The sequence below is a fragment of the Cellulomonas fimi genome, assembly GCF_028583725.1.
GTDB classification, from domain to species: Bacteria; Actinomycetota; Actinomycetes; order Actinomycetales; family Cellulomonadaceae; genus Cellulomonas; species Cellulomonas fimi_B.
The window spans coordinates 3,025,114-3,052,028 of sequence record NZ_CP110680.1 but is presented as its reverse complement, the minus strand read 5'-3'; the positions used below and the strand labels follow the sequence as shown (position 1 = coordinate 3,052,028).

Annotated in this window: 21 protein-coding genes; 10 read left to right on the top strand and 11 right to left on the bottom strand. The window is 75.6% G+C overall.

Going from position 1 to position 26,915, the window contains the following annotated elements:
* Positions 1 to 29: 29 nt before the first annotated feature.
* The 7 genes from OOT42_RS13755 to OOT42_RS13725 all read right to left on the bottom strand — a co-directional run bounded on the left by OOT42_RS13755 (position 30) and on the right by OOT42_RS13725 (position 7,375).
* The gene (locus tag OOT42_RS13755; RefSeq protein WP_273651755.1) at positions 30 to 1,223 is read right to left on the bottom strand and encodes an acetyl-CoA C-acetyltransferase; all 1,194 of its coding nucleotides are present in this window, start codon (positions 1,221 to 1,223) and stop codon (positions 30 to 32) included.
* On the bottom strand, positions 1,220 to 1,882 hold the full coding sequence (locus OOT42_RS13750; RefSeq protein WP_273651754.1) for a CoA transferase subunit B: 663 nt from the start codon (positions 1,880 to 1,882) through the stop codon (positions 1,220 to 1,222). The genes OOT42_RS13755 and OOT42_RS13750 overlap by 4 nt, the downstream gene beginning before the upstream one ends.
* The gene (locus OOT42_RS13745; protein WP_273651753.1) at positions 1,879 to 2,658 is read right to left on the bottom strand and encodes a CoA transferase subunit A; all 780 of its coding nucleotides are present in this window, start codon (positions 2,656 to 2,658) and stop codon (positions 1,879 to 1,881) included. The genes OOT42_RS13750 and OOT42_RS13745 overlap by 4 nt, the downstream gene beginning before the upstream one ends.
* A gap of 39 nt (positions 2,659 to 2,697) precedes the next feature.
* On the bottom strand, positions 2,698 to 4,347 hold the full coding sequence (locus OOT42_RS13740; protein ID WP_273651752.1) for a dihydrolipoamide acetyltransferase family protein: 1,650 nt from the start codon (positions 4,345 to 4,347) through the stop codon (positions 2,698 to 2,700).
* A complete protein-coding gene (locus OOT42_RS13735; RefSeq protein WP_273651751.1) occupies positions 4,344 to 5,435 on the bottom strand; it encodes an alpha-ketoacid dehydrogenase subunit beta in 1,092 nt (363 codons plus the stop codon). Before OOT42_RS13735 ends, OOT42_RS13740 begins: the two co-directional genes overlap by 4 nt.
* The gene (gene pdhA, locus OOT42_RS13730) at positions 5,432 to 6,622 is read right to left on the bottom strand and encodes a pyruvate dehydrogenase (acetyl-transferring) E1 component subunit alpha (protein ID WP_273651750.1); all 1,191 of its coding nucleotides are present in this window, start codon (positions 6,620 to 6,622) and stop codon (positions 5,432 to 5,434) included. The genes OOT42_RS13735 and pdhA overlap by 4 nt, the downstream gene beginning before the upstream one ends.
* Before the next feature lie 126 nt (positions 6,623 to 6,748).
* A complete protein-coding gene (locus OOT42_RS13725; protein WP_273651749.1) occupies positions 6,749 to 7,375 on the bottom strand; it encodes a TetR/AcrR family transcriptional regulator in 627 nt (208 codons plus the stop codon).
* A gap of 79 nt (positions 7,376 to 7,454) precedes the next feature.
* On the opposite strand from OOT42_RS13725, the gene OOT42_RS13720 reads away from it, so the two are divergent.
* The 6 genes from OOT42_RS13720 (at position 7,455) to OOT42_RS13695 (ending at position 14,765) form a co-directional block, all read left to right on the top strand.
* Positions 7,455 to 9,062, top strand: a complete 1,608-nt coding sequence (locus OOT42_RS13720) for a carboxyl transferase domain-containing protein (RefSeq protein WP_273651748.1) — start codon at positions 7,455 to 7,457, stop codon at positions 9,060 to 9,062.
* Between the two features lie 5 nt (positions 9,063 to 9,067).
* A complete protein-coding gene (locus OOT42_RS13715; protein WP_423775902.1) occupies positions 9,068 to 11,383 on the top strand; it encodes a biotin carboxylase N-terminal domain-containing protein in 2,316 nt (771 codons plus the stop codon).
* Positions 11,380 to 12,570, top strand: a complete 1,191-nt coding sequence (locus OOT42_RS13710; RefSeq protein ID WP_273651747.1) for an acyl-CoA dehydrogenase family protein — start codon at positions 11,380 to 11,382, stop codon at positions 12,568 to 12,570. Before OOT42_RS13715 ends, OOT42_RS13710 begins: the two co-directional genes overlap by 4 nt.
* Entirely contained in the window at positions 12,567 to 13,040 is a 474-nt protein-coding gene (locus OOT42_RS13705) for a MaoC family dehydratase (protein ID WP_273651746.1), read from the top strand. The genes OOT42_RS13710 and OOT42_RS13705 overlap by 4 nt, the downstream gene beginning before the upstream one ends.
* Positions 13,037 to 13,867 carry an HpcH/HpaI aldolase/citrate lyase family protein gene (locus OOT42_RS13700; protein WP_273651745.1) on the top strand — a complete coding sequence of 277 codons (831 nt, stop codon included), beginning with the start codon at positions 13,037 to 13,039 and terminating at the stop codon, positions 13,865 to 13,867. The genes OOT42_RS13705 and OOT42_RS13700 overlap by 4 nt, the downstream gene beginning before the upstream one ends.
* Positions 13,868 to 13,967: 100 nt before the next feature.
* Positions 13,968 to 14,765 carry a hypothetical protein gene (locus tag OOT42_RS13695; RefSeq protein ID WP_273651744.1) on the top strand — a complete coding sequence of 266 codons (798 nt, stop codon included), beginning with the start codon at positions 13,968 to 13,970 and terminating at the stop codon, positions 14,763 to 14,765.
* A gap of 76 nt (positions 14,766 to 14,841) precedes the next feature.
* Here OOT42_RS13695 and OOT42_RS13690 read toward each other — a convergent pair whose 3' ends face one another.
* Positions 14,842 to 16,518 carry a hypothetical protein gene (locus tag OOT42_RS13690; RefSeq protein ID WP_273651743.1) on the bottom strand — a complete coding sequence of 559 codons (1,677 nt, stop codon included), beginning with the start codon at positions 16,516 to 16,518 and terminating at the stop codon, positions 14,842 to 14,844.
* Between the two features lie 219 nt (positions 16,519 to 16,737).
* Between OOT42_RS13690 and OOT42_RS13685 the strand changes: the two genes are divergently transcribed.
* Positions 16,738 to 16,890, top strand: coding sequence for a hypothetical protein (locus OOT42_RS13685; protein WP_273651742.1), 153 nt, complete (start codon positions 16,738 to 16,740; stop codon positions 16,888 to 16,890).
* 37 nt (positions 16,891 to 16,927) lie between these two features.
* Here OOT42_RS13685 and OOT42_RS13680 read toward each other — a convergent pair whose 3' ends face one another.
* Genes OOT42_RS13680 through OOT42_RS13670 form a run of 3 tightly spaced genes read right to left on the bottom strand, consistent with a single transcriptional unit; the run spans position 16,928 to position 20,532 of the window.
* Positions 16,928 to 18,052, bottom strand: coding sequence for a bifunctional 2-methylcitrate synthase/citrate synthase (locus OOT42_RS13680; RefSeq protein WP_273651741.1), 1,125 nt, complete (start codon positions 18,050 to 18,052; stop codon positions 16,928 to 16,930).
* 54 nt (positions 18,053 to 18,106) lie between these two features.
* A complete protein-coding gene (prpB, locus tag OOT42_RS13675) occupies positions 18,107 to 19,000 on the bottom strand; it encodes a methylisocitrate lyase (RefSeq protein WP_273651740.1) in 894 nt (297 codons plus the stop codon).
* A complete protein-coding gene (locus OOT42_RS13670; RefSeq protein ID WP_273651739.1) occupies positions 19,000 to 20,532 on the bottom strand; it encodes an MmgE/PrpD family protein in 1,533 nt (510 codons plus the stop codon). Before OOT42_RS13670 ends, prpB begins: the two co-directional genes overlap by 1 nt.
* Positions 20,533 to 20,726: 194 nt before the next feature.
* Between OOT42_RS13670 and OOT42_RS13665 the strand changes: the two genes are divergently transcribed.
* From OOT42_RS13665 to OOT42_RS13655, 3 genes are all read left to right on the top strand, one after another.
* A complete protein-coding gene (locus tag OOT42_RS13665; protein WP_273651738.1) occupies positions 20,727 to 22,040 on the top strand; it encodes an SWIM zinc finger family protein in 1,314 nt (437 codons plus the stop codon).
* Positions 22,037 to 25,375 (top strand): DUF6493 family protein, encoded by a 3,339-nt coding sequence (locus tag OOT42_RS13660; protein WP_273651737.1) that lies wholly within the window; start codon positions 22,037 to 22,039, stop codon positions 25,373 to 25,375. Before OOT42_RS13665 ends, OOT42_RS13660 begins: the two co-directional genes overlap by 4 nt.
* Before the next feature lie 163 nt (positions 25,376 to 25,538).
* On the top strand, positions 25,539 to 26,858 hold the full coding sequence (locus OOT42_RS13655; protein WP_273651736.1) for an alkaline phosphatase: 1,320 nt from the start codon (positions 25,539 to 25,541) through the stop codon (positions 26,856 to 26,858).
* Positions 26,859 to 26,915: the final 57 nt, after the last annotated feature.

The window sequence follows — 26,915 nt, the reverse complement described above, 5'->3', positions numbered from 1 at the left end:
CGTCCAGCCGGGGACCGGATGGGGTCGCGTCAGTCGCGGTCGCGGGACAGCAGGAGCGCCTCGCCCTGTCCGCCGCCCCCGCACAGCGCGACGGCGGCACGGCCGCCGCCGCGGCGGGCGAGCTCGAGGGCCGCGTGGCCCGCGAGCCGGGCGCCGGACGCGCCGATGGGGTGGCCGAGGGCGATGGCGCCGCCGTGCAGGTTGGTGCGTTCGAGCGGGTAGTCCAGGTCCCGGAGGGACTGCGCGACGACGGATCCGAACGCCTCGTTGATCTCGACGAAGTCGAGGTGGCCGACGTCCCAGCCGGCGCGCTTGACGGCCGACTCGATCGCGCGCGCGGGCTGGGAGTGCAGGGACGTGTCGGGTCCGGCGACCTGGCCCCACGCACCGACCGTGCACAGGACCGGCCAGCCGCGGGACCGGGCGACGTCCCCGGCGGCGACGACGACGGCCGCCGCGCCGTCGGTCAGCGGCGACGCGTTGCCGGCGGTGATGGTGCCGTCGGGCGCGAAGGCGGGGCGGAGCGCGCCGAGCGACTCCAGCGTGGTGGTCGGCCGGATGCCCTCGTCGGCGTCGACGATGACGGGGTCGCCGCGGCGCTGCGGGACCTGGACGGGGACGATCTCCTCGGCGAACACCCCCGAAGCGACCGCAGCGGCGGCGCGCAGGTGGCTCGCGAGGGCCACCTCGTCCTGCGCGGCGCGCGTGATCCCGAGGGCGGTGTTGCCCCGCTCGGTGGACGCGCCCATCGACTCGTGGTCGAACGCGTCGGTGAGCCCGTCCCAGGCGAGGGAGTCGACGGCGGTGACGTCACCGTAGGTCCAGCCGCGACGCGAGCCGGGGAGCAGGTGCGGCGCGAGGCTCATGGACTCCTGGCCGCCGGCGACGACGACGTCGGCCTCGTCGCACGCGACGAGCCGGGCGGCGTCGATGATCGCGGTGAGGCCCGACAGGCAGACCTTGTCGACCGTCGTCGCGGGCACGGTCCACGGCAGGCCGGCGAGGTGCGCGGCCTGCCGGGCGGGGTTCTGCCCGGCTCCGGCCAGCACGACCTGGCCCATGATCACCGCGTCGACGGCGGTGGGGCGGATCCCGGCCCGCTCGACGGCACCGCGGATCGCGGCGGCGCCGAGCGTCGCGGCCGTCAGGGTGGACTGCGCCCCGCCCAGGCGTGTCATCGGGGTGCGCGCGAACGACACGAGCACCGCGTCGCGACCGGTCATACCAGCACCATCTCCCGCACGTCGTCGCTCGTCAGCAAGGGGACCGCGGAGGTCGCTGCCACGACGTCGGACACGCTGACGCCGGGCGCGCACTCGCGCAGCACCAGGCCGTCCGGGGTCACGTCGAGGACGGCGAGGTCGGTGATGATCCGGTCGACGACCCCCACGCCCGTGAGCGGCAGGGTGCACGACGGCAGGATCTTCGCGGAGCCGTCGCGTGCGACGTGCTCCATGAGGACGACGATCCGGCGGGCGCCGTGCACGAGGTCCATCGCGCCGCCCATGCCCTTGACCATCTTCCCGGGGATCATCCAGTTGGCGATGTCGCCGGCGGCCGACACCTGCATCGCGCCGAGGACCGCGACGTCGACCTTGCCGCCGCGGATCATCCCGAACGACGTCGCGGAGTCGAAGAACGACGCCCCGCGCGACAGCGTGATGGTCTCCTTGCCGGCGTTGATGAGATCGGGGTCGACCCCGTCCTCGGTCGGGTACGGGCCGACGCCGAGCACGCCGTTCTCGGACTGCAGCACGACCTCGACGCCGGGTGGCAGGTGGTTCGGGACGAGCGTGGGCAGGCCGATGCCGAGGTTGACGTAGGCGCCGTCGGGGAGCTCGCGCGCGGCCCGGGTCGCCATCTGCTCGCGGGTCAGGGTCACGACGCGCCCCCGTCCCGCAGCGTGCGCCGCTCGATGCGCTTGTCCGCGGCCTCCGCCTGCGTGAGGGGGACGACGCGGTCGACGAAGATGCCGGGCAGGTGGATCGCGTCGGGGTCGAGCGCGCCCACGGGCACCAGGTGCTCGACCTCGGCGATCGTGACCCGTCCCGCCGCCGCGCACAGCGGGTTGAAGTTGCGGGCCGACCGGTGGAAGACGAGGTTGCCCGCCGCGTCGCCGACGGCCGCCCGGACCAGCGCGAAGTCCGCGGTGATCGCCTCCTCGCGCACGTACTCGTGCGCCTCGCCGCGCACCGTGAACGTCTCGACCGGCTTCGGGGGTGAAGCGACCGCGACCGCGCCGTCGGCGTCGTACCGCCACGGCAGACCGCCCTCCGCGACCTGCGTGCCGACGCCGGTGCGCGTGTAGAACGCGGCGATCCCGCTGCCGCCCGCGCGCAGCCGCTCGGCGAGCGTGCCCTGCGGCGTGAGCTCGACCTCGAGCTCGCCCGCGAGGTACTGCCGCGCGAACTCCTTGTTCTCGCCGACGTACGACGCGACGACCCGGCGGAGCCGGCGCTCCTGGAGCAGCAGCCCCAGGCCCCAGTCGTCGACGCCGCAGTTGTTGCTCACGACCTCCAGGTCCTGCGTGCCGGCGTCGAGCAGCGCCCGGATCAGCACGCTCGGGATGCCGCACAGCCCGAACCCGCCGACGGCCAGCGTCGCGCCGTCGGGGATGTCGGCGACCGCGTCGGCCGCCGAGCGGACGACCTTGTCCATCGTGCCCCTTCCTTCCCGAGGTCCGTGCTGCCCGTGCGGTCAGACCATCGCGAGCACCGAGGCGGGCCGGGCGAGGACGCGACCCACGTCCGCGAGGAAGCGCGACGCCTGCTCGCCGTCGACCACGCGGTGGTCGAACGAGACGGTGAGCGTGAGGACGTCGCGCAGCGCGACCGCGCCGTCGTGCTCCCACGGCTGCCGGCGTGCCGCGCCCACGGCCACGATCGCCGACTGCCCCGGCACGAGGATCGGCGTGCCGCCGTCGACGCCGAAGACGCCGACGTTCGTGATCGTGAGCGTGCCGCCCGACAGGTCCGCGGGTGTCGTCGTGCCGGTGCGCGCAGCGTCGGTGAGATCGCGCAGCGCGTCGGCGAGCTGCGGCAGACGCAGCGTGTCGGCGTCGTGCACGACCGGGACGAGCAGCCCGCGCGGCGTCGCGGCGGCGATGCCGAGGCCGACGTGGGCGTGCCGCACGATCTCGCCCGCGGGCTCGTCCCAGCGCGCGTTGAGGTCCGGGTGGTCCCGGACGGAGAGCGTCACGGCCTTCGCGACGAGCGCGAGGAGCGTGAGCCGGTGGCCGTCCATCGACCGGTCCGCGCGCAGGTCGGCGAGCAGCGCGGTCGTCGGCGTGACGTCGACCTTGAGGAAGACCGACGCGTGCGGGGCGGTGAACGCGCTCGCGACCATCGCGGCCGCGGTCTGCCGTCGGACCCCCGAGACGGGGATGCGGACGTCGTCGCGCGACGCCGTCGTGCTCGCGGTCCGGGGTGCGGGTGTCGCCGGGGCCGCCGACGGACTCGTCGTCGGCGGTGCAGCCGCGGACGTCGTCGTGGCGGAGGGCGGTGCTGTCGACACCGCGGGTGTCCCGCGGGGAGGCGTGGTGCCGGTCGGCGCGAGCGCGTGGAGCACGTCGTCGCGCGTGATCTGACCCGACGGGCCCGTCCCCTGGACGCGCTCGAGGTGCACGCCGAGGTCGTGCGCGAGCTTGCGGACGGGCGGGGTCGGTCGCGGGGGAGCGGCGACGGTGCCGCCGGGCTCGCCGGCGCCGACGTCGTCCGCGGGGTGGGCGTGCGACCGGCCGTGACCGGGTCCGTGGCCGTTCGCCGTCGGGTGCGCCGCGAGCCAGGCCGCCGAGCGCGGCCGGCGGTGCGGCCGGGCCGACGCCTCGACGAGCGGGCCGTACCCGACGAGCACCGACGTCCGCTCGGGGACGGCCTGCGCGGCGGGCTCGACGACCTCCGCGGACTCCGTCGCGGGCGCCTCGACGCGCGCAGCCGTGACCGAGGCGCGTGGTGCGGTCGGCCCGGCGGGCACGACGTCGGCCGCGGCCTCGGGCACGCGCGCATCGGGCACGCGCGCATCGGGCACGGGGGCGAGGTCGGGTGCCGCCTCGGCCGGGGCGGCCGACGGCGACCGGCCGGCGGTCCCGGCGGTGTCAGGCACGGCGATCGTCAGGAGCGGGCCGCCGACGGGGACGGTCGTGCCCGGCTCGACGAGCAGCGCCTCGACGACGCCCGCCCACGGGGAGGGCAGCTGCACGAGCGCCTTCGCGGTCTCGACCTCGGCGACGACCTGGTTGAGCGTGACGGTGTCGCCGACGGCGACGAGCCACTCGACCAGGTCGGACTCCGTCAGGCCCTCGCCGAGGTCCGGCAGCGTGACGGTCCGGACCGTCACGTCGGCGCTCACGACGCGCTCCCGACGGTCGCGGCACGGGCGTGCTCGGCGGCGCCGTCGACCGCGGCGCCCGGTGGGTCGTCGACCGCGTGCACGGTGGGCGTGAAGCCGCTCAGCGAGTGCGGCCGGCCCAGGACGCGGTCGACGGCGTCGAGGATCCGGTCGAGGTCGGGCAGGAAGTGCTCCTCGACCTTGGCGGGCGGGTAGGGGACGTCGAACCCGGTGACGCGCGCGACGGGCGCGGTGAGCACGTCGAAGCAGCGCTCGGTGACCGACGCGGCGATCTCCGCGCCGAGCCCGCCGCTGCGCTGCGCCTCGTGCGCGACGACGAGCCGCCGGGTGTGCCGGACCGACGCCTCCAGGGTGTCGAGGTCGAGCGGCGAGAGCGACCGCAGGTCGACGACCTCGACCGACAGGCCGTCGTCGCGCGCGGCGAGCGCGGCGTCGCGGGCCGTGAGGACGAGCGGGCCGTACGCGGCGACGGTCACGTCGTCGCCCGACAGGACCACGCGCGCGCGGTCGAGCGGCAGCGCGTCGTCGAGCTGCTCGTCGACGTCGCCCTTGACCCAGTACCGGCGCTTGGGCTCGAGCAGCACGACGGGGTCGTCGCACGCGACCGCCTGCCGGACCATCGCGTACGCGTCCTGCGGGCCGCCGGGCGAGACGACGCGCAGGCCCGGGGTGTGCGCGAAGTACGCCTCGGGCGACTCGGAGTGGTGCTCGACCGCGCCGATGCCGCCGCCGTACGGGATGCGCACGGTGATCGGCATGCGCACGGCGCCGCCGGTCCGGTAGTGGAGGCGTGCGACCTGCGTGACGACCTGGTCGAACGCGGGGTACATGAACCCGTCGAACTGGATCTCGACGACCGGCCGGTAGCCGCGGTACGCGAGCCCGACGGCGACGCCGAGGATCCCGGACTCGGCGAGCGGGGTGTCGCGCACGCGGTCGACGCCGAAGTCGCGCTGCAGCCCGTCGGTCACGCGGAAGACGCCGCCGAGGCGCCCGACGTCCTCGCCCAGCACGACGACGCGGTCGTCGTCGGCGAGCGCCCGGCGCAGCCCCGCGTTGAGCGCCCCGGCCAGCGTCAGGGTGCTCATCGGACCGCCTCGTCGTCGAACATCCCGAGGTACGCGGCGTACTCGTCGCGCTGCCGGCGCAGGGTCGCGGTGGGCTCGACGAGCACGTGGTCGAACAGGCTCAGCGGCGGTGGCACCTCGAGCCCCAGGCAGCCCTCGCGCATCCGGTGCGCGAACTCCTCCGCCTTCTCCTTGACCTCGTGCGTGCGCTCCTCGGTCAGCGCGCCGCGCTGGTGCAGGAGGCGCTCGACGCGCAGGATCGGGTCCCGCTCGGCCCACCGGGCGTGCACGGCCGTGTCGACGTACCGCGTCGGGTCGTCCGACGTCGTGTGCGGGCCCTGGCGGTAGGTGACCGCCTCGACGAACGTCGGGCCGTCGCCGCGGCGGGCGCGGTCGAGCGCCGCGCGCGTGACGGCGAGGACCGCGAGCACGTCGTTGCCGTCGACGCGCACGCTCGGGATGCCGTACCCGGGGGCGCGGTCGGCGAGCGGCCGGCGGGCCACGAGGTCCACGGGCTCGGAGATCGCGAACTGGTTGTTCTGGCAGAAGAAGACGACGGGCGCGTCGCCGCTCGCGGCGAACACCATCGCCTCGTGCACGTCGCCCTTGCTCGTCGCGCCGTCGCCGAAGTAGGCGATCGCGGCGGTGTCGGAGCCGTCCATGCGGCAGCCGAGCGCGTAGCCCGTCGCGTGCACGGCCTGCGACGCGACCACGATCTGGGGCGTCGCCATGTGCAGCGACCACGGGTCCCAGCCCGAGAGCGCGGTGCCGCGCCAGACGCGCACCAGGTCGGTCGGGTCGGCGCCGCGGCAGTACGCGACGCCGTTCTCGCGGTACGAGCTGAACACGAAGTCGTCGGGGCGCATCGCGCGAGCCGAGCCGACCTGCGCGGCCTCCTGCCCGATGAGCGGCGGCCACAGCCCGAGCTGCCCCTGCCGCTGCAGGGCGGTCGCCTCCACGTCGAACCGCCGCACGACGACCATGTCCTCGTACAGCGCGACGAGCGCGTCGTCGTCCACGTCGGCGACCCAGGGGTCGTGCTCCGGGTCCTCGACCCGTTCGCCGGTGGTCGTGACGAGCCGGACGAGACCGTCGTCGGCGTCGCTGCCGTCGCTGCTCCCGACCCGTGCGGGGTCGTTCGAGGACCCCGTCGTCCGCTGCTCCGCACCCTCCCGGGCATGCCCGGCTGACACATCTGAACGCAACATGTTCCGCTCCGTCGTCGGCGGAGCCGTGCTCTTGTGAAGCGGTGGCCCCATTGCCTGATGTCCCGCCAGGCTAGATCCGCAAGGGACCTTTCGCCTATCACCCGCGCTCGGCGCGCGTGCCGCCGGTCAGCCGGACGGGTGGTCCTCGGGGTGACCGAGCGCGGCGAGGGCCATGCCCTCCAGGAGCGTCCGGGTGCGGGCCGGCGAGAGGCCGCGCGCACTGTGCGGGGTCGAGTTGAGCAGGCCGAACGTCGCCTGCGCGCGCAGCCGCAGCTCGGGCCGGTCGGCGGTCGGGGAGAGGCGTGCGAGCACGTCGACCCACGCGTCGACGTACCGGCGCTGGACCACCCGGACGGCCTCCTGGTCGGGTGCGGCGAGCGCGGCCAGGTCGCGGTCCTGGACGCGGATGACGTCGGGCTCGGTGAGTGCGAAGTCGGCGTGGAACCGCACGAGCGCGCGCAGCGCGTCACGCGGGTCGGGGGTCCGCGCGACGACGTCACGGCCGCCGTCGAGCAGGCGCTCGCTCGTGCCCGCGAGCAGCGCGAGGAGGACGGCCTGCTTGCTGGGGAAGTGCCGGTAGACCGCCGGGCCCCGGACGCCGACGGCGGCACCGAGGTCGTCGAGCGACACCCCGTCGAACCCGTGCCGCGCGAACAGCCGCGCCGCTGCGGCGAGGAGCGCGTCCCGCCGCTCGGCCTTCGCCCGCCCCCGCGCGGTGGTGGGGACGTCGACGTCGACGGCTCCCTCGGGCATCGGGCCTCCTGTCGTGGACAAGTCGCTGGTCGCACACTAGCGTCATTTCAGTTAGCGATCGTTAACTCAAGGAGCGTCGATGGAGACCCTCCGGACGGCGGCCGACCCGAGCGCTCCCGACCACGCGGCCAACGCCGCCGCGCAGCGCGCGCTCGTCGACGACCTGCGCGACCGGCTCGCCACCGCGGCGCTCGGCGGACCCCCCGCCGCGCGGGAGCGGCACGTCGCGCGCGGCAAGCTCCTCACGCGCGAGCGGATCGACGTCCTGCTCGACGAGGGCAGCCCGTTCCTCGAGGTCGCGCCGCTCGCCGCGCACGGGGTCTACGACGACGACGCGCCCGCCGCCGGGGTCGTCGCGGGGATCGGGCTCGTCGCCGGGCGGCACGTCATGGTCGTCGCCAACGACGCGACCGTGAAGGGCGGCACCTACTACCCGCTGACCGTCAAGAAGCACCTGCGCGCGCAGGCGATCGCACGCGAGAACCGGCTGCCGTGCGTCTACCTCGTCGACTCCGGCGGCGCGTTCCTGCCGATGCAGGACGAGGTCTTCCCCGACCGCGACCACTTCGGCCGGATCTTCTTCCACCAGGCGCGCATGTCCGCCGAGGGCGTCCCGCAGGTCGCGTGCGTGCTCGGCTCGTGCACCGCGGGCGGCGCGTACGTGCCGGCGATGTCCGACGAGACCGTGATCGTGCGCGGGCAGGGCACGATCTTCCTCGGCGGGCCGCCGCTGGTCCGGGCCGCGACGGGCGAGGTCGTCACGGCCGAGGAGCTCGGTGGCGGCGAGCTGCACGCGCGCACGTCGGGCGTCACCGACCACCTCGCCGAGGACGACGCGCACGCGCTCGCCATCGTCCGCGACATCGTCGCGACCCTGCCGCGCCCGACGACGACCGCGTGGGACGTCGTCGGGCCCCGGCCGCCCGCCGTCGACCCCGACGACCTCTACGGCGTCGTCCCCACCGACCTGCAGACGCCCTACGACGTGCGCGAGGTGATCGCACGGCTGGTCGACGGCTCCGAGCTGCACGAGTTCAAGCGCGAGTACGGCGCGACGCTCGTCACCGGGTTCGCGCGCCTGCACGGCCACCCCGTCGGGATCGTCGCGAACAACGGCGTGCTGTTCAGCGAGTCCGCGCTCAAGGGTGCGCACTTCGTCGAGCTGTGCGACCAGCGCGGCGTCCCCCTCGTGTTCCTGCAGAACATCTCCGGGTTCATGGTCGGGCGCGACTACGAGGCCGGGGGGATCGCCAAGCACGGCGCCAAGATGGTGACGGCGGTCGCGACGACGCGCGTCCCCAAGCTCACCGTCGTCGTCGGCGGGTCGTTCGGCGCCGGGAACTACTCGATGTGCGGGCGCGCCTACTCGCCGCGGTTCCTGTGGATGTGGCCCGGCGCGCGCATCTCCGTCATGGGCGGCGCGCAGGCCGCGTCCGTCCTCGCGACGGTCCGGCGGGACCAGGTCGAGGCCCGCGGCGGGACCTGGGATGCCGCCGACGAGGAGGAGTTCCGCGCCACGCTGCGAGCGCAGTACGAGACGCAGGGCAGCCCGTACTGGTCGACCGCGCGGCTGTGGGACGACGGCGTGATCGACCCGCTCGACACGCGCCGCGTCCTGGGCATGGCGCTCGACGTGTGCGCGACCGTCCCGCTCGACGCGCCCCGACCCGCGCTGTTCCGGATGTGACGGGCGTGACCGCCACCGACCCCGCGGCGACCCCGCCGACCGACGCGCCCGCACCGCCCCGCGCGCCCGCTGCACCGCTGTTCGGTGCCGTGCTCGTCGCCAACCGGGGCGAGATCGCGTGCCGCGTCATCGCGACCCTGCGCCGGCTCGGCATCCGGTCGGTCGCGGTGTACTCCGACGCCGACCGGGACGCGCGCCACGTCGCGCTCGCCGACGCGGCCGTCCGGCTCGGACCGGCGGAGCCGCGCGCGAGCTATCTCGACGTCGACGCGGTGGTCCGGGCCGCGCGCGTCGCGGGCGCCGACGCGATCCACCCCGGGTACGGCTTCCTGTCCGAGAACGCCGACCTGGCGCGGGCGTGCGCGGCCGCCGGGATCGTCTTCGTCGGTCCGGGCGTGCGGGCGCTCGACGTCATGGGCGACAAGGTCCGCGCGAAGGACCACGTCGTGGCCGCGGGCGTGCCCGTGATCCCGGGCGTCGCGCTCGCGGCGATGACGGACGACGAGGTCGCCGCGGCGGTCGGGCGGCTCGGGTACCCGGTGCTCGTGAAGCCGTCGGCGGGCGGCGGGGGCAAGGGCATGACGGTCGTGCGCCGCGCGGAGGACCTCGCTGACGCGCTCGTCGCCGCACGCCGGGTCGCCGCCGCCGCGTTCGGCGACGACACGCTGCTGGTCGAGCGGCTCGTCGCGACCCCGCGGCACATCGAGGTGCAGGTGCTCGCGGACTCGCACGGGCACGTCGTGCACCTCGGCGAGCGCGAGTGCTCCCTGCAGCGGCGGCACCAGAAGGTCGTCGAGGAGGCGCCGTCGCCGCTCCTCGACGCGGCGACGCGCGCCCGGATCGGCGCGGCGGCGTGCGACGTCGCGCGCAGCGTCGGCTACGTCGGGGCCGGGACCGTCGAGTTCCTCGTGTCTGACGAGGCGCCCACGGAGTTCTTCTTCATGGAGATGAACACGCGCCTGCAGGTCGAGCACCCCGTGACCGAGCTCGTCACCGGGCTCGACCTCGTCGAGCAGCAGCTCCGCGTCGCGGCGGGGGAGGAGCTGCTGTTCGGGCAGGACGACGTCCGGCTGTCCGGGCACGCGGTCGAGGCGCGCGTCTACGCCGAGGACCCGTCGCGCGACTTCCTGCCGACGACGGGGACGGTCCTGGTCCTCGACGAGCCGACGGGCGAGGGAGTCCGCGTGGACAGCGCGCTGCGGACCGGCCTGGAGATCGGCACGACGTACGACCCGATGCTCGCGAAGGTCGTCGCGCACGGCGCCGACCGGGCCGAGGCGCTGCGCCGGCTCGACGCGGCGCTCGCGCGGACGGTCGTCCTCGGCGTGCGCACGAACGTCGGCTTCCTCCGTCGCGTGCTCGCGGACCCCGACGTGCGCGCCGGCCGGCTCGACACCGGCCTCCTGGCGCGGCTCCTGAGCGTGCCAATCGAGACCGGCGCGCCGAGCCCGACCGGCGACGCGCCCGCCCCCGCGAGTGCCGACCCGGGCGCGCGGGTCCCCTCGGAGGGCAGCGACGCGGTCGACCCCGACACGACCGCCGCCGTCGCCGCGGTGCTGTGGCGGCACGCGGCCGGTCCGTCGGCCGACGACCGAGCTCGCGGGGTCGGCGGTCCGTGGCGGCCGGACGGGTGGCGGATCGGAGGTGCCGTCCCGCGCGCGTACCGCGTGGTGGCGGACCGCGGTGCCGTCGACGTGACCGTCACGGCTGCCGCTCCGGAGGCGTCGGACCCGTGGCGGCCGGCGGAGGCGACGGCGTACGGCCGCGACGCGCGCGTCACCGGCCCGTCCGGGATCCCCGACCTCGTCGCCGGCGTCGCGGACGTCACGGTCGGACCGGCGGGCACGGCGGGCACGGCGGGCACCGCGGGCACGGCGGGCGCGGCGGCGAGCCGGGTCAGGTTCGTGCGGACCGGGCCCGACTCCGCGGACGTCGAGATCGCGGGTGTCGTCCACCCCGTGCGCGTCGCCGTCGACGGCCCGGTCACCTGGGTCGCCGTCGACGGCGCGACGCACGACCTGCGCGTCCGCAGCCGTGCCGAGCAGCTCGCCGACGACCGCACGGCCGGTCCGCGCGGCGACGGCCCGACCGCTCCCGAGGTCCGCGCCCCCATGCCCGGCGTCGTCGTCGCCGTCGACGTCGCGACCGGTGACGAGGTCGTCGCCGGTCAACCCCTGCTCACGATCGAGGCGATGAAGATGGAGCACCGCCTCGCCGCCCCCCGCGACGGCGTCGTCACCCTCACGGTCCGACCGGCCGACCGGGTGCAGCTCGACCACGTGGTCGCGACCGTCACCCCCCACGAAGGGACCGCACCATGAGCCACGACCTCACCCCCGAGCAGCGCAAGCTCCGCGACGAGGTGCGCGACTTCGCCGACCACGTCGTCGCGCCGGCCGCGTACGAGTACGACACCAAGCGCGAGCTGCCGTACGAGATCCTCGCGCAGATGGGGGAGATGGGGCTGTTCGGCCTGCCCTTCCCGACCGAGTACGGCGGCCAGGGGCGCGACATGTTCGACCTGTGCCTGGCCGTCGAGGAGCTCGGGCGCGTCGACCAGTCGATCGGTGTGACGCTCGAGGCGGGCGTCGGGCTCGGCGCTATGCCGGTGTTCCGGTTCGGCACGGACGCGCAGAAGGAGGAGTGGCTGCCGACGCTCACGTCGGGGCGCGGGCTCGCGGCGTTCGGGCTGACCGAGGCCGACGCCGGGTCGGACGCGGCCGGGACGCGTACGACGGCCCGGCTGGAGGGTGGCGAGTGGGTCATCGACGGCAGCAAGCAGTTCATCACCAACTCCGGGTCGAAGATCACGCGCCTGCTGACGATCACCGCGGTGACGGGCGAGCGCACCCGCGACGACGGCACGACGGCGAAGGAGCTGTCCGCGATCCTCGTGCCCGCGGGCACGCCCGGCCTCACGGTCCTGCCCGCCTACGACAAGGTCGGCTGGCACACCTCGGACACGCACCCGCTCCGCTTCGAGAACCTGCGCGTGCCGGAGGAGAACCTGCTCGGGACGCGCGGTCGCGGGTTCGCGCAGTTCATCCAGGCGCTCGACGAGGGTCGCGTCGCGATCGCCGCGCTGTGCACCGGAGCGGCCCAGGGCTGCCTCGAGGAGGCGATGCGGTACGCCCGCAGCCGCAACGTGTTCGGCCACCCGATCGGCGAGAACCAGCACATCGCGTTCAAGCTCGCGCGCATGGAGGCCCGTGTGCACGCCGCACGGCTCGCCTGGTACGAGGCCGCGCGGTTGCTCGTCGCCGGCCGGCCGTTCAAGCTCGAGGCGAGCCTCGCAAAGCTGCTCGGGAGCGAGGCCGCGATGGACAACGCGCGCGACGCGACGCAGATCTTCGGCGGGTACGGCGTCCTCAACGAGAACCCCGTCGCGCGGCACTACCGCGACTCGAAGATCCTGGAGATCGGCGAGGGCACGACGGAGGTGCAGCTCATGGTGATCGCGCGCGAGCTCGGGTTCGCCGGCGCGGGTGTCGGGGTGTCCGCACGATGACCGACGTCGTGCAGCGGGGGCTGTACTACGACGAGCTCGAACCCGGCACCCGCTACCTGCACCGCCCCGGACGCACGCTCACCGAGGCGGACAACGTGCTGTTCAGCACGCTGACGATGAACACCCAGGCGCTGCACCTCGACGCCGCGTGGTCGGCCGACCAGCCGTTCGGGCAGCGGCTGGTGAACTCGATGATGACGCTCGCCGTCCTGGTCGGGACGTCCGTCACGCAGCTCACGCAGGGCACGATCGTCGCGAACCTCGGGTTCACCGGCGTCCGGTTCCCGCACCCGCTGTTCCACGGCGACACGCTCTACTCCGAGACGGTCGTCGAGTCGAAGCGGCCCTCGTCGTCGCGCCCGGGGCAGGGCGTCGTCACGCTCGCGCACACCGGCCGCAACCAGGACGGCGTCGTGGTCGCGGAGGCCACGCGCACGGTCCTGTTCTGGACGCGGGACGCGGCGCCGTGAGCACGTTCACCCTCGGCCCCGCGCTGCTGTTCTGCCCCGCCGACCGCCCCGACCGGTACGCGAAGGCCGCCGACCGGGCGGACGCGGTGATCCTCGACCTCGAGGACGCCGTCGCGCCCGACGCCAAGGGGCGCGCGCGCGACGCCCTGCGCCGCACGCTCCTCGACCCCGCCCGCACGGTCGTCCGTGTCAACGCCGCGTCGACGCCCGACCTGGCCGAGGACCTGCGCGCGCTCGCGGAGACGCCGTACCGCACGCTCATGCTCGCCAAGACGTCGGGTCCCGACGACGTGCGCGCGCTCGCGGGGTTCGACGTCGTCGCGCTCGTCGAGACCGCCGCCGGCGTCCTGCACGCCGCCGAGATCGCCGCCGAGCCGTCCGTGGTGGCCCTCATGTGGGGTGCCGAGGACCTCGTCGCGTCCCTCGGCGGCACGTCGAGCCGTCGGCCCGAAGGGTCCTACCGCGACATCGCCCGGTACGCGCGCGCCGTCGTGCTGGTCGCCGCCGGGGCGTACGGCAAGGCCGCGATCGACGCCGTGCACCTCGACCTCGACGACCTCGCGGGCCTGGCCGAGGAGGCCGACGACGCGGCCGCCACCGGCTTCACCGCGACCGCGTGCCTGCACCCCGCGCAGGTCGACGTCGTGCGCGACGCGTACCGGCCGGACGACGACGAGGTCGCGTGGGCACGTGCGGTCCTCGCGGTCGCCGTCGGCGCGCCCGGGGCGTTCCGGTGGCACGGGCGGCTCGTCGACGGTCCCGTCCTGCGGCACGCCGAGGTGATCCTGCGCCGCGCGTCCACCGCGTCCGGCTCGACCGAAGGCTGAGGGCTGACGGGGGGCGGTCCGCCGTATCTGCGGGTCGCGGCGTGCCTCCTTGTCGGTGGTGCCGCGTGCGGTGCGCGGTGCCTCACGGGGGAGGGACGCTGTGGACACGACGAGGAACCCCGACGACGACGGGCCCGGCGCGGGCACGGGCCCGGGGGACACGGCCGCGGCCGACGAGGTCCTGAGCGCCGCACCGGCTCCGCCGCCGCCCGTCGGCGTCGGCGGGGTACCGGCCTCCGGAGCGGGCGGCGCGCACGCGCCGACGGGCGGCGCGACGGCGGCGAGCTGGACACCTCCCGCCGGCGGCGGCCCGTCGTCGGTCGCGGTTCCCCCGCAGCCGACCGACCGTCGCTCGCTGCTCGTCGGCGTGGCGGCGGGCGTCGGCGGCGTGGTGGTGCTCGGTGCGCTCGTGTACGCGCTGTGGCCCGACGGGGGCAGCGACGCCGGCTCCGGCGCGTCCATGGTGACGAGCACGGCGCCGGCGGAGACGCCGACCCCGACCCCGACCCCGGAGGAGCCCACCGTCACCGTCGTCGACCGGGCCGTTCCGGCGACCCAGGTGTGGACCCCGATGGGCGTGACGTGCGTGACGGGCGACGTCTTCGGCATCGAGATGAGCGGGTCCGTGTCGCACGACCAGTCGGCCGGCGGGACCGTCGGACCGAACGGGCTGCTCGACCCGTTCTTCCACCAGTTCAACGTCGAGGGCTTCCCCGACGCGAACACGGTGACCGTCATCGGCAGCCTCGACGAGGACCCCGACACCTTCTTCGTCGTCGGCGAGCGCGCCGCCTACGTGTGCCCGCGGGACGGCCAGCTGTACCTCGGCGTCAACGACGCCGGCGTGGCGAACAACAGCGGCGCCTTCCTCGCGACGATCACCCTCACGCACGACTGACCTCGGCGGCCCGGGAACGCGGGGGTGCCGGAGGCCGTCGACGCGCAGCTCCGTCCCGGCACGAGCGGGCCCGGTGTCACGACCGGGCGACGGGCTTGGCGGACGCGCCGAGGACGGTCACGGTGCCCGACGACGACACCGCGACCGCGACGACGACGACGGCCCGCACGCGGAGCGCGGTGCGCCACCCGGGCTGACCGACGGCGGCCGCCAGGACGGGGTCGGTGAACTGCAGGAGGTCGTCCGCGGACGTCGACGAGATCGTCACGTCGGCGTCGAGGGTGAGGACCGCGACGGTGCCTCCGCCGACCGCGAACGCGCGAGACGCCCCGTGCGGACCGAACGGCGCGGCACGGTCCCCCCAGGGGTCGACGGTGACCGACTGCACGACCGCGCCCAGGTCCCCGAGCAGCAGGTCGTGGCGCACGTCGCCGAGGGCGCCGACCTCGTGGATCGCACCGGCCTCGCCGGTCCGGAGGTAGTCCTGCACCGCGCCCAGCGCGTCCTGCGCCCGGCCGAGGTCGGCCTCGTTCGGCGCGTGCCGTGCGCCCGGGTCGCCCCGGTGCAGGACCGTGCCCTCCGCGACCGTCGTCTCCGCGAGGACGTGCCAGCCGTCCAGGACGTCGCGCCGCTCGGACAGCCGCAGGAGCGGCGGCGCCGTGGCGTCGCCGTCCTTGCGTGTGACCTCGACGCGGAACAGCGGGTAGGCCGTGAACGCGGGGTTCAGCTCCTCCAGCGTCGTCAGGCCGTACGTCGAGCCGTCGACGGGCGTGCCGTCCTGCGCCGCACGTGCGAGCGCCACGCGGGACTCGAGCTGCTGCGCCTCGAGCTCGGGGCCGCTCAGCACCGCCGCCCACGCGTCAGGGTCACCCGCGGCGGCCGCCGCGGCGGCCTCGGAGTACGGGTGCTGGCCCGGCCCGGGCGCGTCCCGCTCCGCGTCCGTCACCGCGAGCCGCTCCGGCTCGGACGGGCGGATCACGACGCCCGGTCGCGCGGCGCACCCGGTCAGGCTCACCGCGGTCGCGACCGTCACGACCGCGAGGACACCGGCGCGCCGTGACCGGGTCGCGACGTGCGCCGGCGGTGCTGCGGCGCGTGAGCGCCGGACGTCACCGGCCACGGTCACGCCGACCTCGTCCGGCCCGATCGCGCCCCTCGGACCCCGCGGACCGCGTCGTCGCACGAGGACGATCCCGAGCGCGACGAGCGCGGCTCCCGTGAGGGCCGTCGCCGTCGCGGCCAGGAACGAGGACGGCACCTCGACGCCCACGACGACGTGGAGGCGCGCACCCGGGTCGGCCGCGACGGCCGTGACCGCCACCGGGTCGTCAGTGAGCACCACGTCGAGCGCACGCGTGCCGCTGCCCGCGTCGTCGGCGGTCCAGAAGGTCGCCGCGGCGAGGTCGAGAGGTGTGTCGCCGGCGCGTCCGCGCACGTCGCCCACCGGTCGGCCGTCCGTGCCGGCGCGCAGGAGCACGAGGCGTCGGGTGGTCGAGACGTAGGAGGAGACGTCGACCGGGTGCGCCGCGCCGACGAGGACGTCGCCGCGGTCGGCACGCGCTCCGACGTGCAGGGTCACCCCGCTGAGCGGGACGAGGTCGTGCGGCACGACGACCGCGCGGACGCCCGCCGGTGCGGCGAGCGGTCGGAGGTCGACGCGGTCGTCCGGTCCGACGAGCGTGGCGGCCGCCGTCCCGACCAGGAGCACGACGGCTCCGACGACGAGGCAGAGCAGAGCGATGACACGGCGCATGAGGGCCCCCCTTCGAGTGATCGGGGCCGAAGGTAGTGAGCGCCGTGACGCGCCGGTCAGGCTCATCCACAGGCGAGGTGCCAGCGGGTCGTCGCGCGGGCCCACACGGTGCTCGGGACCGACGTGCGCTCCCGTCCTGCGGGCGCCCTGGACCGGGCCTACCGTCGAGGGACCCGTGGGGCAGCGGCGGGATCGACCCGGAGACCGGGGGAGAGACCCATGAGCACCACCGACGAGCAGGGCGACGCCGGACGCGCGGACGAGACCCAGGAGCTGGCGGAGGGCGGCGGCGTGGGCGTCGGCTCGGGCGAGCCGACCACGTTCGAGCCGGAGGAGGACCCCGACGCACCGGCGGCCGAGCCACCCCGCTGACCGCCGGTGCGGCGCCCGGTCGTCGCGCCGGTGACCGTCAGGTCGCCGCGGGACGGTCCGGGACGTCGCGGCGGGGCGGGCCGTCGTACCGGCTCAGCGGGCGGATGAGCGAGTTCGACGCGAGCTGTTCCATGACGTGCGTGGTCCACCCGACGACGCGCGCGGCGGCGAACAGGGGCGTGAACGTCGGGGTGTCGAAGCCCATGAGGTGGTACGCGGGACCGGTCGGGTAGTCGAGGTTGGGCAGGATGCCGGTGCGCGCGGTCATGGCGTCCTCGAGCGCGACGTACAGGTCGAGCAGGTCCTGCCGGTCGTAGTGCTCGACGAGCTTCCCGAGCCAGCGCCGCATCGTGGGGACGCGCGAGTCGCCGTGCTTGTAGACGCGGTGCCCGAAGCCCATGACCTTGCGCTTCGCGGCGATCTCGTCGTCGAGCCAGGACGCGGCGCGGGACGCGGACCCGATCTCCGCGAACGTCGCCATGACCGCCTCGTTCGCGCCGCCGTGCAACGGGCCCTTGAGGGCGCCGACCGCGCCGGTGACGGCGGAGTGCAGGTCGGACAGCGTGGAGGCGATGACGCGCGCGGTGAAGGTCGACGCGTTGAAGGAGTGCTCGGCATACAGGATCAGCGAGACCTCGAACGCCTTGACGACGACGGGGTCGGGCACCTCGCCGAACGTCATCCAGAAGATGTTCTGGGCGAACGGCAGGTCGTCGCGCGCGGGGATCGGCTCCTGGCCACGGCGGCGGCGCTGGTCGATCGCGACGACTGCCGGGAGCTGCGCGAGCAGCTGCACGGACTTCGCGAGGTTCGCCTCGCGCGACGGGTCCTCCGCGCGCGGGTGGTGCGCGCCGATGGCGCTCACGGCGGTGCGGACGACGTCCATCGGGTGGCACGTCGTCGGCAGCGCGAGCACGGCCTCGACGACGGGGGCGGGCAGCGTGCGCTGCGACCGGCCCCGGCCCTGGAACGCGGCGAGCTCGTCGGCGGTCGGGAGCTCGCCGTGCCAGAGCAGGTACGCGACCTCCTCGAAGAGGCAGCGTTCCGCGAGCTGGTCGACGGGGTAGCCGCGGTAGAGCAGGGAGTTGCTGTCGGGGTCGACCGACGAGATCGCGGTCGTGTCGACGACCACGCCCGCGAGCCCCTTGTGGATCTCGGTCATGCACTGCCTCCATCGCCGTTGACGGAAACGCGGCGACGCCCGGGTGCGTGGGCGTCACAGCCTGAAGTTGAACACGCCCTCGTCGAACCGGTTGTACGCGGGGTAGTCGAGGAGGTCGTAGAGCTCGGCGCGCGTCTGCATGCGGTCGAGCAGCCCGGCCTGCGTGCCGGTCGCGAGGATCTCGTCGAGCCCGGCCATGGCGGCGCCGATCGCGAGGCGCAGCAGCGTGACGGGGTAGATGACGATGTTCATGCCGAGGTCGTCGAGCTGCTGCGCGGTGAGCAGCTCGCCCTTGCCGAACTCGGTCATGTTGGCGAGCAGCGGCACGTCGAGCGCGTCGCGGAACGCCGCGAACTCGTCGGGGCTCGTGAGCGCCTCGGGGAAGACGGCGTCGGCGCCCGCGTCGACGAGCGCGTGCGCGCGGTCGATCGCGGCGTCGAGCCCCGCGACGGCGCGCGCGTCGGTGCGGGCGACCACGAGGAAGTTCGGGTCGCGCCGGCCGTCCACCGCCGCGCGGATGCGCCGCAGCGCGGTCTCGTCGTCGACGACGTCCTTGCCGTCGAGGTGGCCGCACCGCTTGGGGTTGACCTGGTCCTCGATGTGGCAGCCGGCCAGGCCCGCGTCCTCGAGGCCCTGCACGGTCCGTGCGACGTTCATCGGCTCGCCGAAGCCGGTGTCCGCGTCGACGATCGACGGCAGGTCGGTCTGCCGCGCGATCTGGCCGGCGCGCTGCGTCACCTCGGTCGCCGTCGTGAGGCCGATGTCCGGCAGCCCGAGGTCCGCGGACAGCACCGCGCCGGACACGTACACGCCGTCGAACCCCTTCGACTCGATGAGCCGCGCCGACAGCGGGTTGAACGCACCCGGCAGGCGCAGCAGCCGCCCCGACCCGAGGGCCTCGCGCAGCGCGACGCGCTTCTCCGCGGCGGTCGTCGTCGCGTACAGCATCAGAAGAGTCCTCCCGGGGAGCGGACGGCGTCGAGGACGGCCGCGGGCGCGACGACCGTGAGGCCGGCGAGCTCGTCGGGCCGCAGGGACGGCAGGCGCTGCGCGACGTCGAGGAACCGCTCGACCTCGTCCTCGCCGAGCACGTCGGTCGCGAGCGCGCGGAACTTCTCGACGTACTGGGCACGGGCGAACGGCCGGGCGCCGAGCGGGTGCGCGTCGGCGACCGCGATCTCCTCGACGACGACCTCGCCGCTGGTCGTGGTGATCTCGAGCCGCCCGCCGAACGCCTTCTCGGCCGGGTCTGTCGAGTGGTACCGCGCGGTCCACGCCGGGTCCTCGGTCGTGGTGATCTTCTGCCACAGTGCGACCGTGTCCGGCCGCGCCGCACGCGACGGCGCGTACGAGTCGACGTGGTGCCAGCGCCCGTCCTGCAGCGCGACCGCGACGATGTACGGGATCGAGTGGTCGAGCGTCTCGCGCGACGCCGTCGGGTCGTACTTCTGCGGGTCGTTCGCGCCGGACCCGATGACGTAGTGGGTGTGGTGCGACGTGTGGATCACGATGGACGCGACGTTCGCGGGGTCCGCCAGCTCCGGCCGCGAGCGGTGCAGGCGGCGGGCCAGGTCGATGAGCGCCTGCGACTGGTACTCCGCCGAGTGCTCCTTGGTGTACGTGTCGAGGATCGCCGTCTTCGGCTCGCCCGGGCCGGGCAGCGGCACGTCGTACGACGCGTCCGGCCCGTCGAGCATCCACGCGACGACGCCGTCCTCACCCTCGTAGATCGGGCTCGGCGCGCCCTCGCCGCGCATCGCCCGGTCGACGGCCTCGATCGCGACCTTGCCCGCGAACGCGGGGGCGTAGGCCTTCCACGACGAGATCTCGCCCTTGCGGGACTGCCGCGTCGCGGTCGTGGTGTGCAGCGCCTGGCCGACGGCCTGGAACGTGACCTCCGGCGCGAGACCCAGCAGCGTGCCCAGGCCGGCGGCGACCGACGGGCCGAGGTGCGCGACGTGGTCGATCTTGTGCGCGTGCAGGCTGATCGCCCGCACGAGGTCGACCTGGATCTCGTACCCCGTGGCGATCGCGCGCACGAGGTCCGCGCCCGACCGGCTGACGTGCTGCGCGACCGCGACCAGCGGCGGGATGTTGTCCGCCGGGTGGGAGTAGTCGGCCGCGAGGAACGTGTCGTGGAAGTCGAGCTCGCGCACCGCGACGCCGTTGGCCCACGCGGCCCACTCGGGCGAGACACGCACGTCCGGCGCCAGTCCGGAGACCGTCGACCCGTGGCGCTCCGACGACGGCGCGTGCGGGTGCGCGACCGCCTGCGCACGCGCGGCGACGACGGGCGGGCGGGTCAGCGACGCGGCGGTCACGGCGGCGTTGTCGATGACGCGGTTGACGACCATGTCGGCGACGTCGTCGGGCACCGGGACCGGGTCCGCGGCGACCTCCGCGATCGCCCAGGCGAGCTGGTCGGAGCGCGGCAGGCGGTCCGCGCTCGGGTGCACGCGCAGGTGGTGTGTGCGGGGCATGCGCCTCCGTCCCTCGTCGGGCTGGTCGCGGGCCGACGGCCACGACGACGCCGACCGCTGCGGTGCGGTCGGCCACGTCGAGGCTATCCGTCACCGGCGTGCGCGGCCCGTCCCCGCGGGCGGCCGTGGGTCGACCGGGTGACGTGCGTGGGCGTCCCGCCGCCGTGTCGGACGACCGACCTAGACTCCGCGCCGTGCCGACCCGAGCCTTCGCGACCCCGTCCCACCTGGGCGAGGACGGGCTGACGCTCGGCCTCGCACCCGCGCTCACGCCCGGCGGCGTCGTCGACGACCCGAGCTTCTTCCACGGGTTCGCGGCGCACCCGCAGGTGCTCGCGCGCGGGCTGCTGACGCTCGCCGACGTCACCGCGACGCGGTACTTCCAGTACACGCCGTCGACGCTGCGTGACCCCGTGCTCACCGCGCACGGCGACCGGCTGCGCGCCGAGTGCTTCTCGGCGTGCAACAGCGTCTACGCGCGGCTCGACCTGCTGCCCGACGGGTTCGACTCCGGCGAGGTCGGGCACGGCACGACGAACGTCGACATCGGGCTCGCGACGCGGTCCGCGCTCGGACGGGTCGGGCGCGAGCGCCTGCTGCACCTCGACGTCGGCCGCGGCGGGCTGACGGTGTCGAGCCCCGAGGAGACGGCCGTCGAGCGACCCGTCGAGATGCCGGGGCGCTGGGTGCGCGCGCTCGGGAACGTCGCCGAGCTGCACCACGGCCTCCCGCTCGCGTTCGCCGTCGGCACCGTTCCCGCGCGCGCGTTCGTCGCCGCGCTCCCTGCCGCCACGAGCGCCGCCCGGACCGGCTGGCTCGTCGCCGAGCGGACGGGCGTGCGCGTCTCGACGCGGCCCGCGCGCGGCGGCGTGCTCGTGTCCGGGCTGCACCGGCTCAGCGCCGTCAAGCGGCTCCTGCCGCACGTCACGGGCATGACGGTGCACGGCGGCGCGGACGCCGGGCCGGTCGTCGTGACGTTCGACGTCCCCGGTGCGCGCCTGGTGCTCGGCCTGACCGACGAGGCGTGGCGCGGGCACTCGGGTGAGGGGTCCCTGCTGACCGCGCTCGCGGGGGAGACGGTCGCCGAGGACGCGGACCTCGTGAGCGCGCTCCTCGCGTTCGAGCCGGTGATCGACGTGCCGCGGCTCGCGCGGGAGGCCGGGTGCCCCGAGCCGCGCGCGCGGGCCGCGCTCGCCGTGCTGGCCGCCGACGGGCGGGTCGGCTGGGACGTCCGCGACGACGCGTGGTTCCACCGCGAGCTGCCGCACGACCCCGACCGCGTCGAGAAGGACAACCCGCGGCTCGTCGCGGCGCGCCGCCTCGTCGCCGACGGCGGGGTGGTGCCCGCCGCCGACGGGTGGACCGTGCGCAGCCGCAGCGGCGGGCCGGACCACCGCGTGGCCGCCGGCGGTCGGTGCACCTGCCCGTGGTTTCTCGCGCACGGCACCGGCCGCGGGCCGTGCGCGCACGTCCTCGCCGTCCAGATCGCCTCGGAGGCCCGCGCATGACGCTCACCGCCCGCCAGACCGCCGCGATCGAGGTGTTCCGCTCGCTCGGGTGGGCGTCGGCGTCCGTCGAGGACGTCGAGCAGCTGCCGCTCGGGACCGCGGAGGAGCAGCGCGTGGCGCGCGACGGGCTCGCGTCGGGCGAGTGGGGCGAGTTCGGGCGGACGGGCGAGAACACATGGGGCTGGATCCCCTGGACGGACGTCGACCAGGGGATGCTCCGGCTGTTCGCGGTCCGCGTCGGCGTCGACGCACGCCGGGCCGCCCGCCTGCTGGTGACGGCGCCCGGCGGGGACGAGCTGCTGACGCGTCTGGTGTCCGCTCGTGGTGACGCGTACGCGGCGCGGTTCGTCGAGGCGGCCGACCGCGCGGGGCGTGCCTGGGAGCACAGCACGAGCATGCTCGGCGGGGTCACCGTCCGGCTCGTCGACCGGAACGACCTGCCGGTGCCGCACAGCGTCGAGTACCTGAAGGACTGGGCGGTGCACGCGTCGATCGTGCTCACCGGCGTCGGCGAGCTGGTCCGCGCGGAGCGTGAGCCGTGCGGTGCGGACGTGGTCGAGCGGCGGTTCGCCGAGCACGTGCGCGCCGCGGTGGCCGTCGGGGTGCCGGCGACGGGTCCGTTCGGTGGGGTGCCCGCGGCGGGGGTCGCGCGCGGGTGGCTGGACCGTGACGAGGCCGTCGACCTCGTGCTGACGGCGCTCGACGCCGCGCAGCGCCCGGGCGACCGCAAGGCGTGGACGCAGGTGCTGACGGGCGCGCTCGCGCTGACCGACGACGAGCTCGTGGCGCACGCCGACGTGCTGGTGGGCGTCCTCGCGCGTGGCGACGCCCCGGTGGTCGAGGCCTTCGCGCCGCGGCTGATCGCGCGCGCGGGCGACGACGTGCTCGGCGACGTCCTCGCCGTCACGCTGCCCGTGCGCACGAAGAAGGTGGTGCTCGCGCTCCTGACGGCCGCGGCCGCGCGGCCGCGACCCGGTGACGACGTCGTCGACGCCGTCGCGCCGTTCGTCCGGCAGCACGTCACGGGGACCGATCGCCCCCTCGCCCGCGCCGCGCAGGCGCTCGCCGACGCGTGGGGGATCGTGGACGCACCGGCGGGGTCCGAGGACGACGCGCCCCCGATCGGGCTCTGGCAGGCCACGCCGCCCGTGTGGGACGTGCCGAGGTTCACGGTGGGCGAGGTCTCGGCCGCCGCTCTCACCGACGCCGCGGCCGCACTCACCGGCCGGCCGGAGGGTGTCGTGGACGTCGAGGTCGAGCGGTTCCTCGCGCTCGCGACCGCCGTCGCCGCGGCCGACCGGGACGCCGCGCGCTCGGCGCTCGGCGGCGTCAGGCCGTCCTGGGTCGGTGGCCTGCGGTGCGTCCCCGCGTGGGTCCGCGGCGAGGACTCCGACCTGCTCGACCGCCGCGGCGGCGCCGACGGCTGGGGGAGGGTCGTCTGGGACCCGTGCGACGCGCGCGAGGCGTCCGTCGTGCGCCGGCTCGGCGAGGTCGCGGTGCTGCTCTCGACGCCGACCTGGGTGGACCTGCGCGTCGACCCGTCGGACCTGGTCGACCGGCTCACGACCTACGCGGCGGCGGGTGCGGTGGCGAGCGAGGCCGACCTGTTCCTGGCACTCACGCGGACCGACGGCGCGCTCGTCACTGCCGACGTGCTCGCCGCGCTCGACACCCTCCGGGTGCCGGTCGTGCTCCAGGACGGCACGCCCGCCGCGTTCACGGCGGGACCCGCCGCGCGCGCCTACCTGACCGACCCCGTGCGCGAGCCGGCGCTCGCGATCGAGGGCTCGTGGCGGCACTGGGCGCCGCAGCCTCTCGCGCTGCCGGAGTCGTTGCAGGCGTTCCCGTCCCGGCTCCGCAACGACAACGCCTACGACCGCGTCGGTCCCGAGGTCTTCCCCGCCTGGGGCGACGCCGCGGCGACCGGGCTGTCCTCCTCGGAGTCGGCCGACCTCGGGCTGCGGCTGCGGCAGGCCGCCCGACGGGCCACCCCGTTGCCGCCGGGCCTGACCGTGAACCTCGTCGCAGCGCAGCGGGGATTCCACCCGGTCGCGGCCGCCGACGGGTCGGCCGCCGTGCTGGAGGCGTGGGAGCGCGGGCTGCTGCGCCCCGGCACCGCGGACGTGCGCCTGCTGGACTGGACCGAGACTCCGTCCAACCTGGCGGCCCTCGCACGGGCGTGCGCCGAGCTCGCCGGTGAGGGCCTGCTGAGCGTCGTGTGGCCGCTCCTCGACGACGTGCTGGCCGTGTCGCTCCGGGCGTCGCGGCTGCTCGCGGGCACGTCCGAGGTCGCCGAGACGATGCGCGCGCTCGCGCCCGCGGTGCTCACGGCCGTCGCGCGCGGCGACGCGGACGCGGCGGTGCTCGACGTGCCGGGCACCCGGACGCTCGCGGCCCGGTCGGGGTCCTCCCGGGCTGTGGTCGCCGCGCGCGCCGTCGTGGACCTGCTGCCGGCGCCGGTCGCCGTCGCCGAGCCGGCCGAGCCCGACGAGCCCGTGGTGCCGGCCGCGACGCCCGGCCGGGCGTTCGACGAGGTCTGGGCCCCCGGGGCAGGGACGGGCCCTGCCGTGGTCGACGGCGCGACGCTCACGACGACGTGGGTCGCGCGGACCGGGTCCAGCCGGATGCTCGCGGTCGACATCGACCTGCCGGGGGATCCCGCCGGCCCGTACCGCGTCGCGAAGACCTGGTTCTACGACCTCGAGCGCGAGGGGCAGTGCGCGGCGGTGTCGGCCGCCGGGCAGGCGTCGGCGTCGGGGTCGGGCACGCCCGACGCGTGGCTGCACTGGGACGAGTCCGCGGGGCGGCTCGTCGCGATGCCGCACCGCGACTGGCTGGCGGGGCGCGACCGCCCGCTGGAGCGCGGAGGTGCCCCGGTGCCGCCGCTGACCGCGTCGATGGTCGCGGTGGTGCTCGCCTCGATGTGCCACGACGACCCGCCGCGGTACTACGTCCGGGAGATCGTCGGCGAGGGTGTCGTCGGCTCCGCCGCGGTGACGGTCGCGATGCGGGCGCTCCTGCCGCACGCCGACTTCAGCCCCGCGCGCGTCGTCCGGCTGCTGGAGGACGACCCGACGACGCTCCCCGTCCTGTGGCCCGTCCTGGTCGAGTCCGTGCGGTTCGCGGCGACGGTCGAGGGCACGCCGCCGCGGTGGCTCAACCGGGTGCTCGACGTGGCGCTGGTGCATGCCGCGCACCTGCGGGAGGCCGCGCGTCGCGGGCTGCTCCCCGCGGAGGCGGCGGCGTGGCCGGGACTGTCGGACGTCGCGGCCCGGCGGGGTGGGGCCGCGCCGGGCAAGGCGCGCGACCTGCTCGCGCGCGTGCGGCCCGCCTGACGCAACACCGACGCCGGCGCGACCTCCGCCGCCCGCGCCACCGCCGGCCGCGCCACCCCGACCTGCAGCGGATGCGCGACGGAAAGATCCGTCCCAGCATGGGCGCTTCGGGTCCGAGGACGGGCCCGGCTCATCCGAGGACGACGAGGTTCGAGGGGGCACCATGCGCACGCACGCACGACGGTGGATGGCGACAGGCGGGGCGGCCGCGATCGCGGCAGGCCTGACGACCGGGGGGCTCGTGACGAGCGGCCTCACGACGGGCGACCAGGACGTCGCGGGCGGTGATCGCGGCGGCTCCTCGCGCACGGCGAAGAACGTCGTGCTGATCGTCGGCGACGGCCTCAGCATCGCCGCGCGCGAGGCGATCCGGCTCAGCACCGTCGGCAAGGACGGCGAGACCGCGATGGACTCGCTGCGGTACGCGGGCTGGACGCACACCGACTCGCTCGACCCCGAGGAGGCCGTCACCGACTCGGCGGCCGCGGCCACCGCCTTCGCGACCGGCGTGCGCACCTACAACGGCGCGGTGAGCGTCGACCTCGACGGGAACCCCGTCGGGACGCTGCTCGAGCACGCGAGGTCGCTGCGCAAGTCCACCGGCGTCGTCACCACCGCGCAGGTCACCGACGCGACGCCCGCCGCGTTCGGCGCGCACGTCCCCGACCGCGGCGACCAGACCGAGATCGCGCGCCAGCTCATCGAGGAGTCGCGGCCCGACGTGATCCTCGGCGGCGGCGAGGACTGGTGGTACCCCGCAGGCGACGAGGGCGCCTACCCGGACGACCCGGCCGACCCGCGACCCGAGGTCAGCCGCAGCGACCAGGGCAACCTCGTCGAGCGTGCCCAGGCCACCGGGTACGAGTACGTCACGACCGCCGAGGAGCTCGCCGCCACCCGCGCCCCGCGCATCCTCGGGCTGTTCGCCAACGAGGAGATGTTCGAGCAGGCGCCCGAAGGCCAGGGCGACGAGTACGCGCCCGTCGTACCGCTCGTCGACATGACCCGCAAGGCGCTCGACGTGCTGTCGCGCGACCGGCAGGGCTTCTTCCTCATGGTCGAGGAGGAGGCGGTCGACGAGATGTCGCACGCCAACAACGCCGCGCTCACGCTCACCGCCGGGCAGGCGCTCGACGAGACCGTCGCGCTCGTCCACGCGTTCGCGAAGCGCCACCCCGGAACCCTCGTCGTCGTGGTCGGCGACCACGAGACCGGCGGGCTCGCGATCGAGAACGTCGACGCGGACGACGAGAGCGGCGACCCCGCGAGCACGTCGGCCGAGGTGCTGCAGAGCCTCGAGGACGGGCCGTTCCCCGTCGCCGGGACCGACCTGGAGTTCACGATCGACTGGACGACCAGCGGGCACACGGGCGGTGCCACGCCGCTGACCGCGGAGGGACCGAGCGCCGAGCGGCTCGCGCGCTCGCAGCCGAACACCGACGTCTTCGTCGTCCTGCGCGACGCGATGGGCGGGCGCCGGTAGCCGCACCGACGTCGCCCGGCGGCCGGTCCTAGGACCTTCGACCGCCGGGCGACGGCC

What these genes read in the sequence shown, in the direction of transcription:
- OOT42_RS13755 (WP_273651755.1), bottom strand. Translation starts at nt 1,223, where the DNA reads ATGACCGGTCGCGACGCGGTGCTCGTGTCGTTCGCGCGCACCCCGATG.
- OOT42_RS13745 (WP_273651753.1), bottom strand. Translation starts at nt 2,658, where the DNA reads ATGGACAAGGTCGTCCGCTCGGCGGCCGACGCGGTCGCCGACATCCCC.
- OOT42_RS13735 (WP_273651751.1), bottom strand. Translation starts at nt 5,435, where the DNA reads ATGAGCACCCTGACGCTGGCCGGGGCGCTCAACGCGGGGCTGCGCCGG.
- pdhA (WP_273651750.1), bottom strand. Translation starts at nt 6,622, where the DNA reads ATGTTGCGTTCAGATGTGTCAGCCGGGCATGCCCGGGAGGGTGCGGAG.
- OOT42_RS13725 (WP_273651749.1), bottom strand. Translation starts at nt 7,375, where the DNA reads ATGCCCGAGGGAGCCGTCGACGTCGACGTCCCCACCACCGCGCGGGGG.
- OOT42_RS13720 (WP_273651748.1), top strand. Translation starts at nt 7,455, where the DNA reads ATGGAGACCCTCCGGACGGCGGCCGACCCGAGCGCTCCCGACCACGCG.
- OOT42_RS13710 (WP_273651747.1), top strand. Translation starts at nt 11,380, where the DNA reads ATGAGCCACGACCTCACCCCCGAGCAGCGCAAGCTCCGCGACGAGGTG.
- OOT42_RS13705 (WP_273651746.1), top strand. Translation starts at nt 12,567, where the DNA reads ATGACCGACGTCGTGCAGCGGGGGCTGTACTACGACGAGCTCGAACCC.
- OOT42_RS13690 (WP_273651743.1), bottom strand. Translation starts at nt 16,518, where the DNA reads ATGCGCCGTGTCATCGCTCTGCTCTGCCTCGTCGTCGGAGCCGTCGTG.
- OOT42_RS13685 (WP_273651742.1), top strand. Translation starts at nt 16,738, where the DNA reads ATGAGCACCACCGACGAGCAGGGCGACGCCGGACGCGCGGACGAGACC.
- OOT42_RS13680 (WP_273651741.1), bottom strand. Translation starts at nt 18,052, where the DNA reads ATGACCGAGATCCACAAGGGGCTCGCGGGCGTGGTCGTCGACACGACC.
- prpB (WP_273651740.1), bottom strand. Translation starts at nt 19,000, where the DNA reads ATGCTGTACGCGACGACGACCGCCGCGGAGAAGCGCGTCGCGCTGCGC.
- OOT42_RS13670 (WP_273651739.1), bottom strand. Translation starts at nt 20,532, where the DNA reads ATGCCCCGCACACACCACCTGCGCGTGCACCCGAGCGCGGACCGCCTG.
- OOT42_RS13660 (WP_273651737.1), top strand. Translation starts at nt 22,037, where the DNA reads ATGACGCTCACCGCCCGCCAGACCGCCGCGATCGAGGTGTTCCGCTCG.
- OOT42_RS13655 (WP_273651736.1), top strand. Translation starts at nt 25,539, where the DNA reads ATGCGCACGCACGCACGACGGTGGATGGCGACAGGCGGGGCGGCCGCG.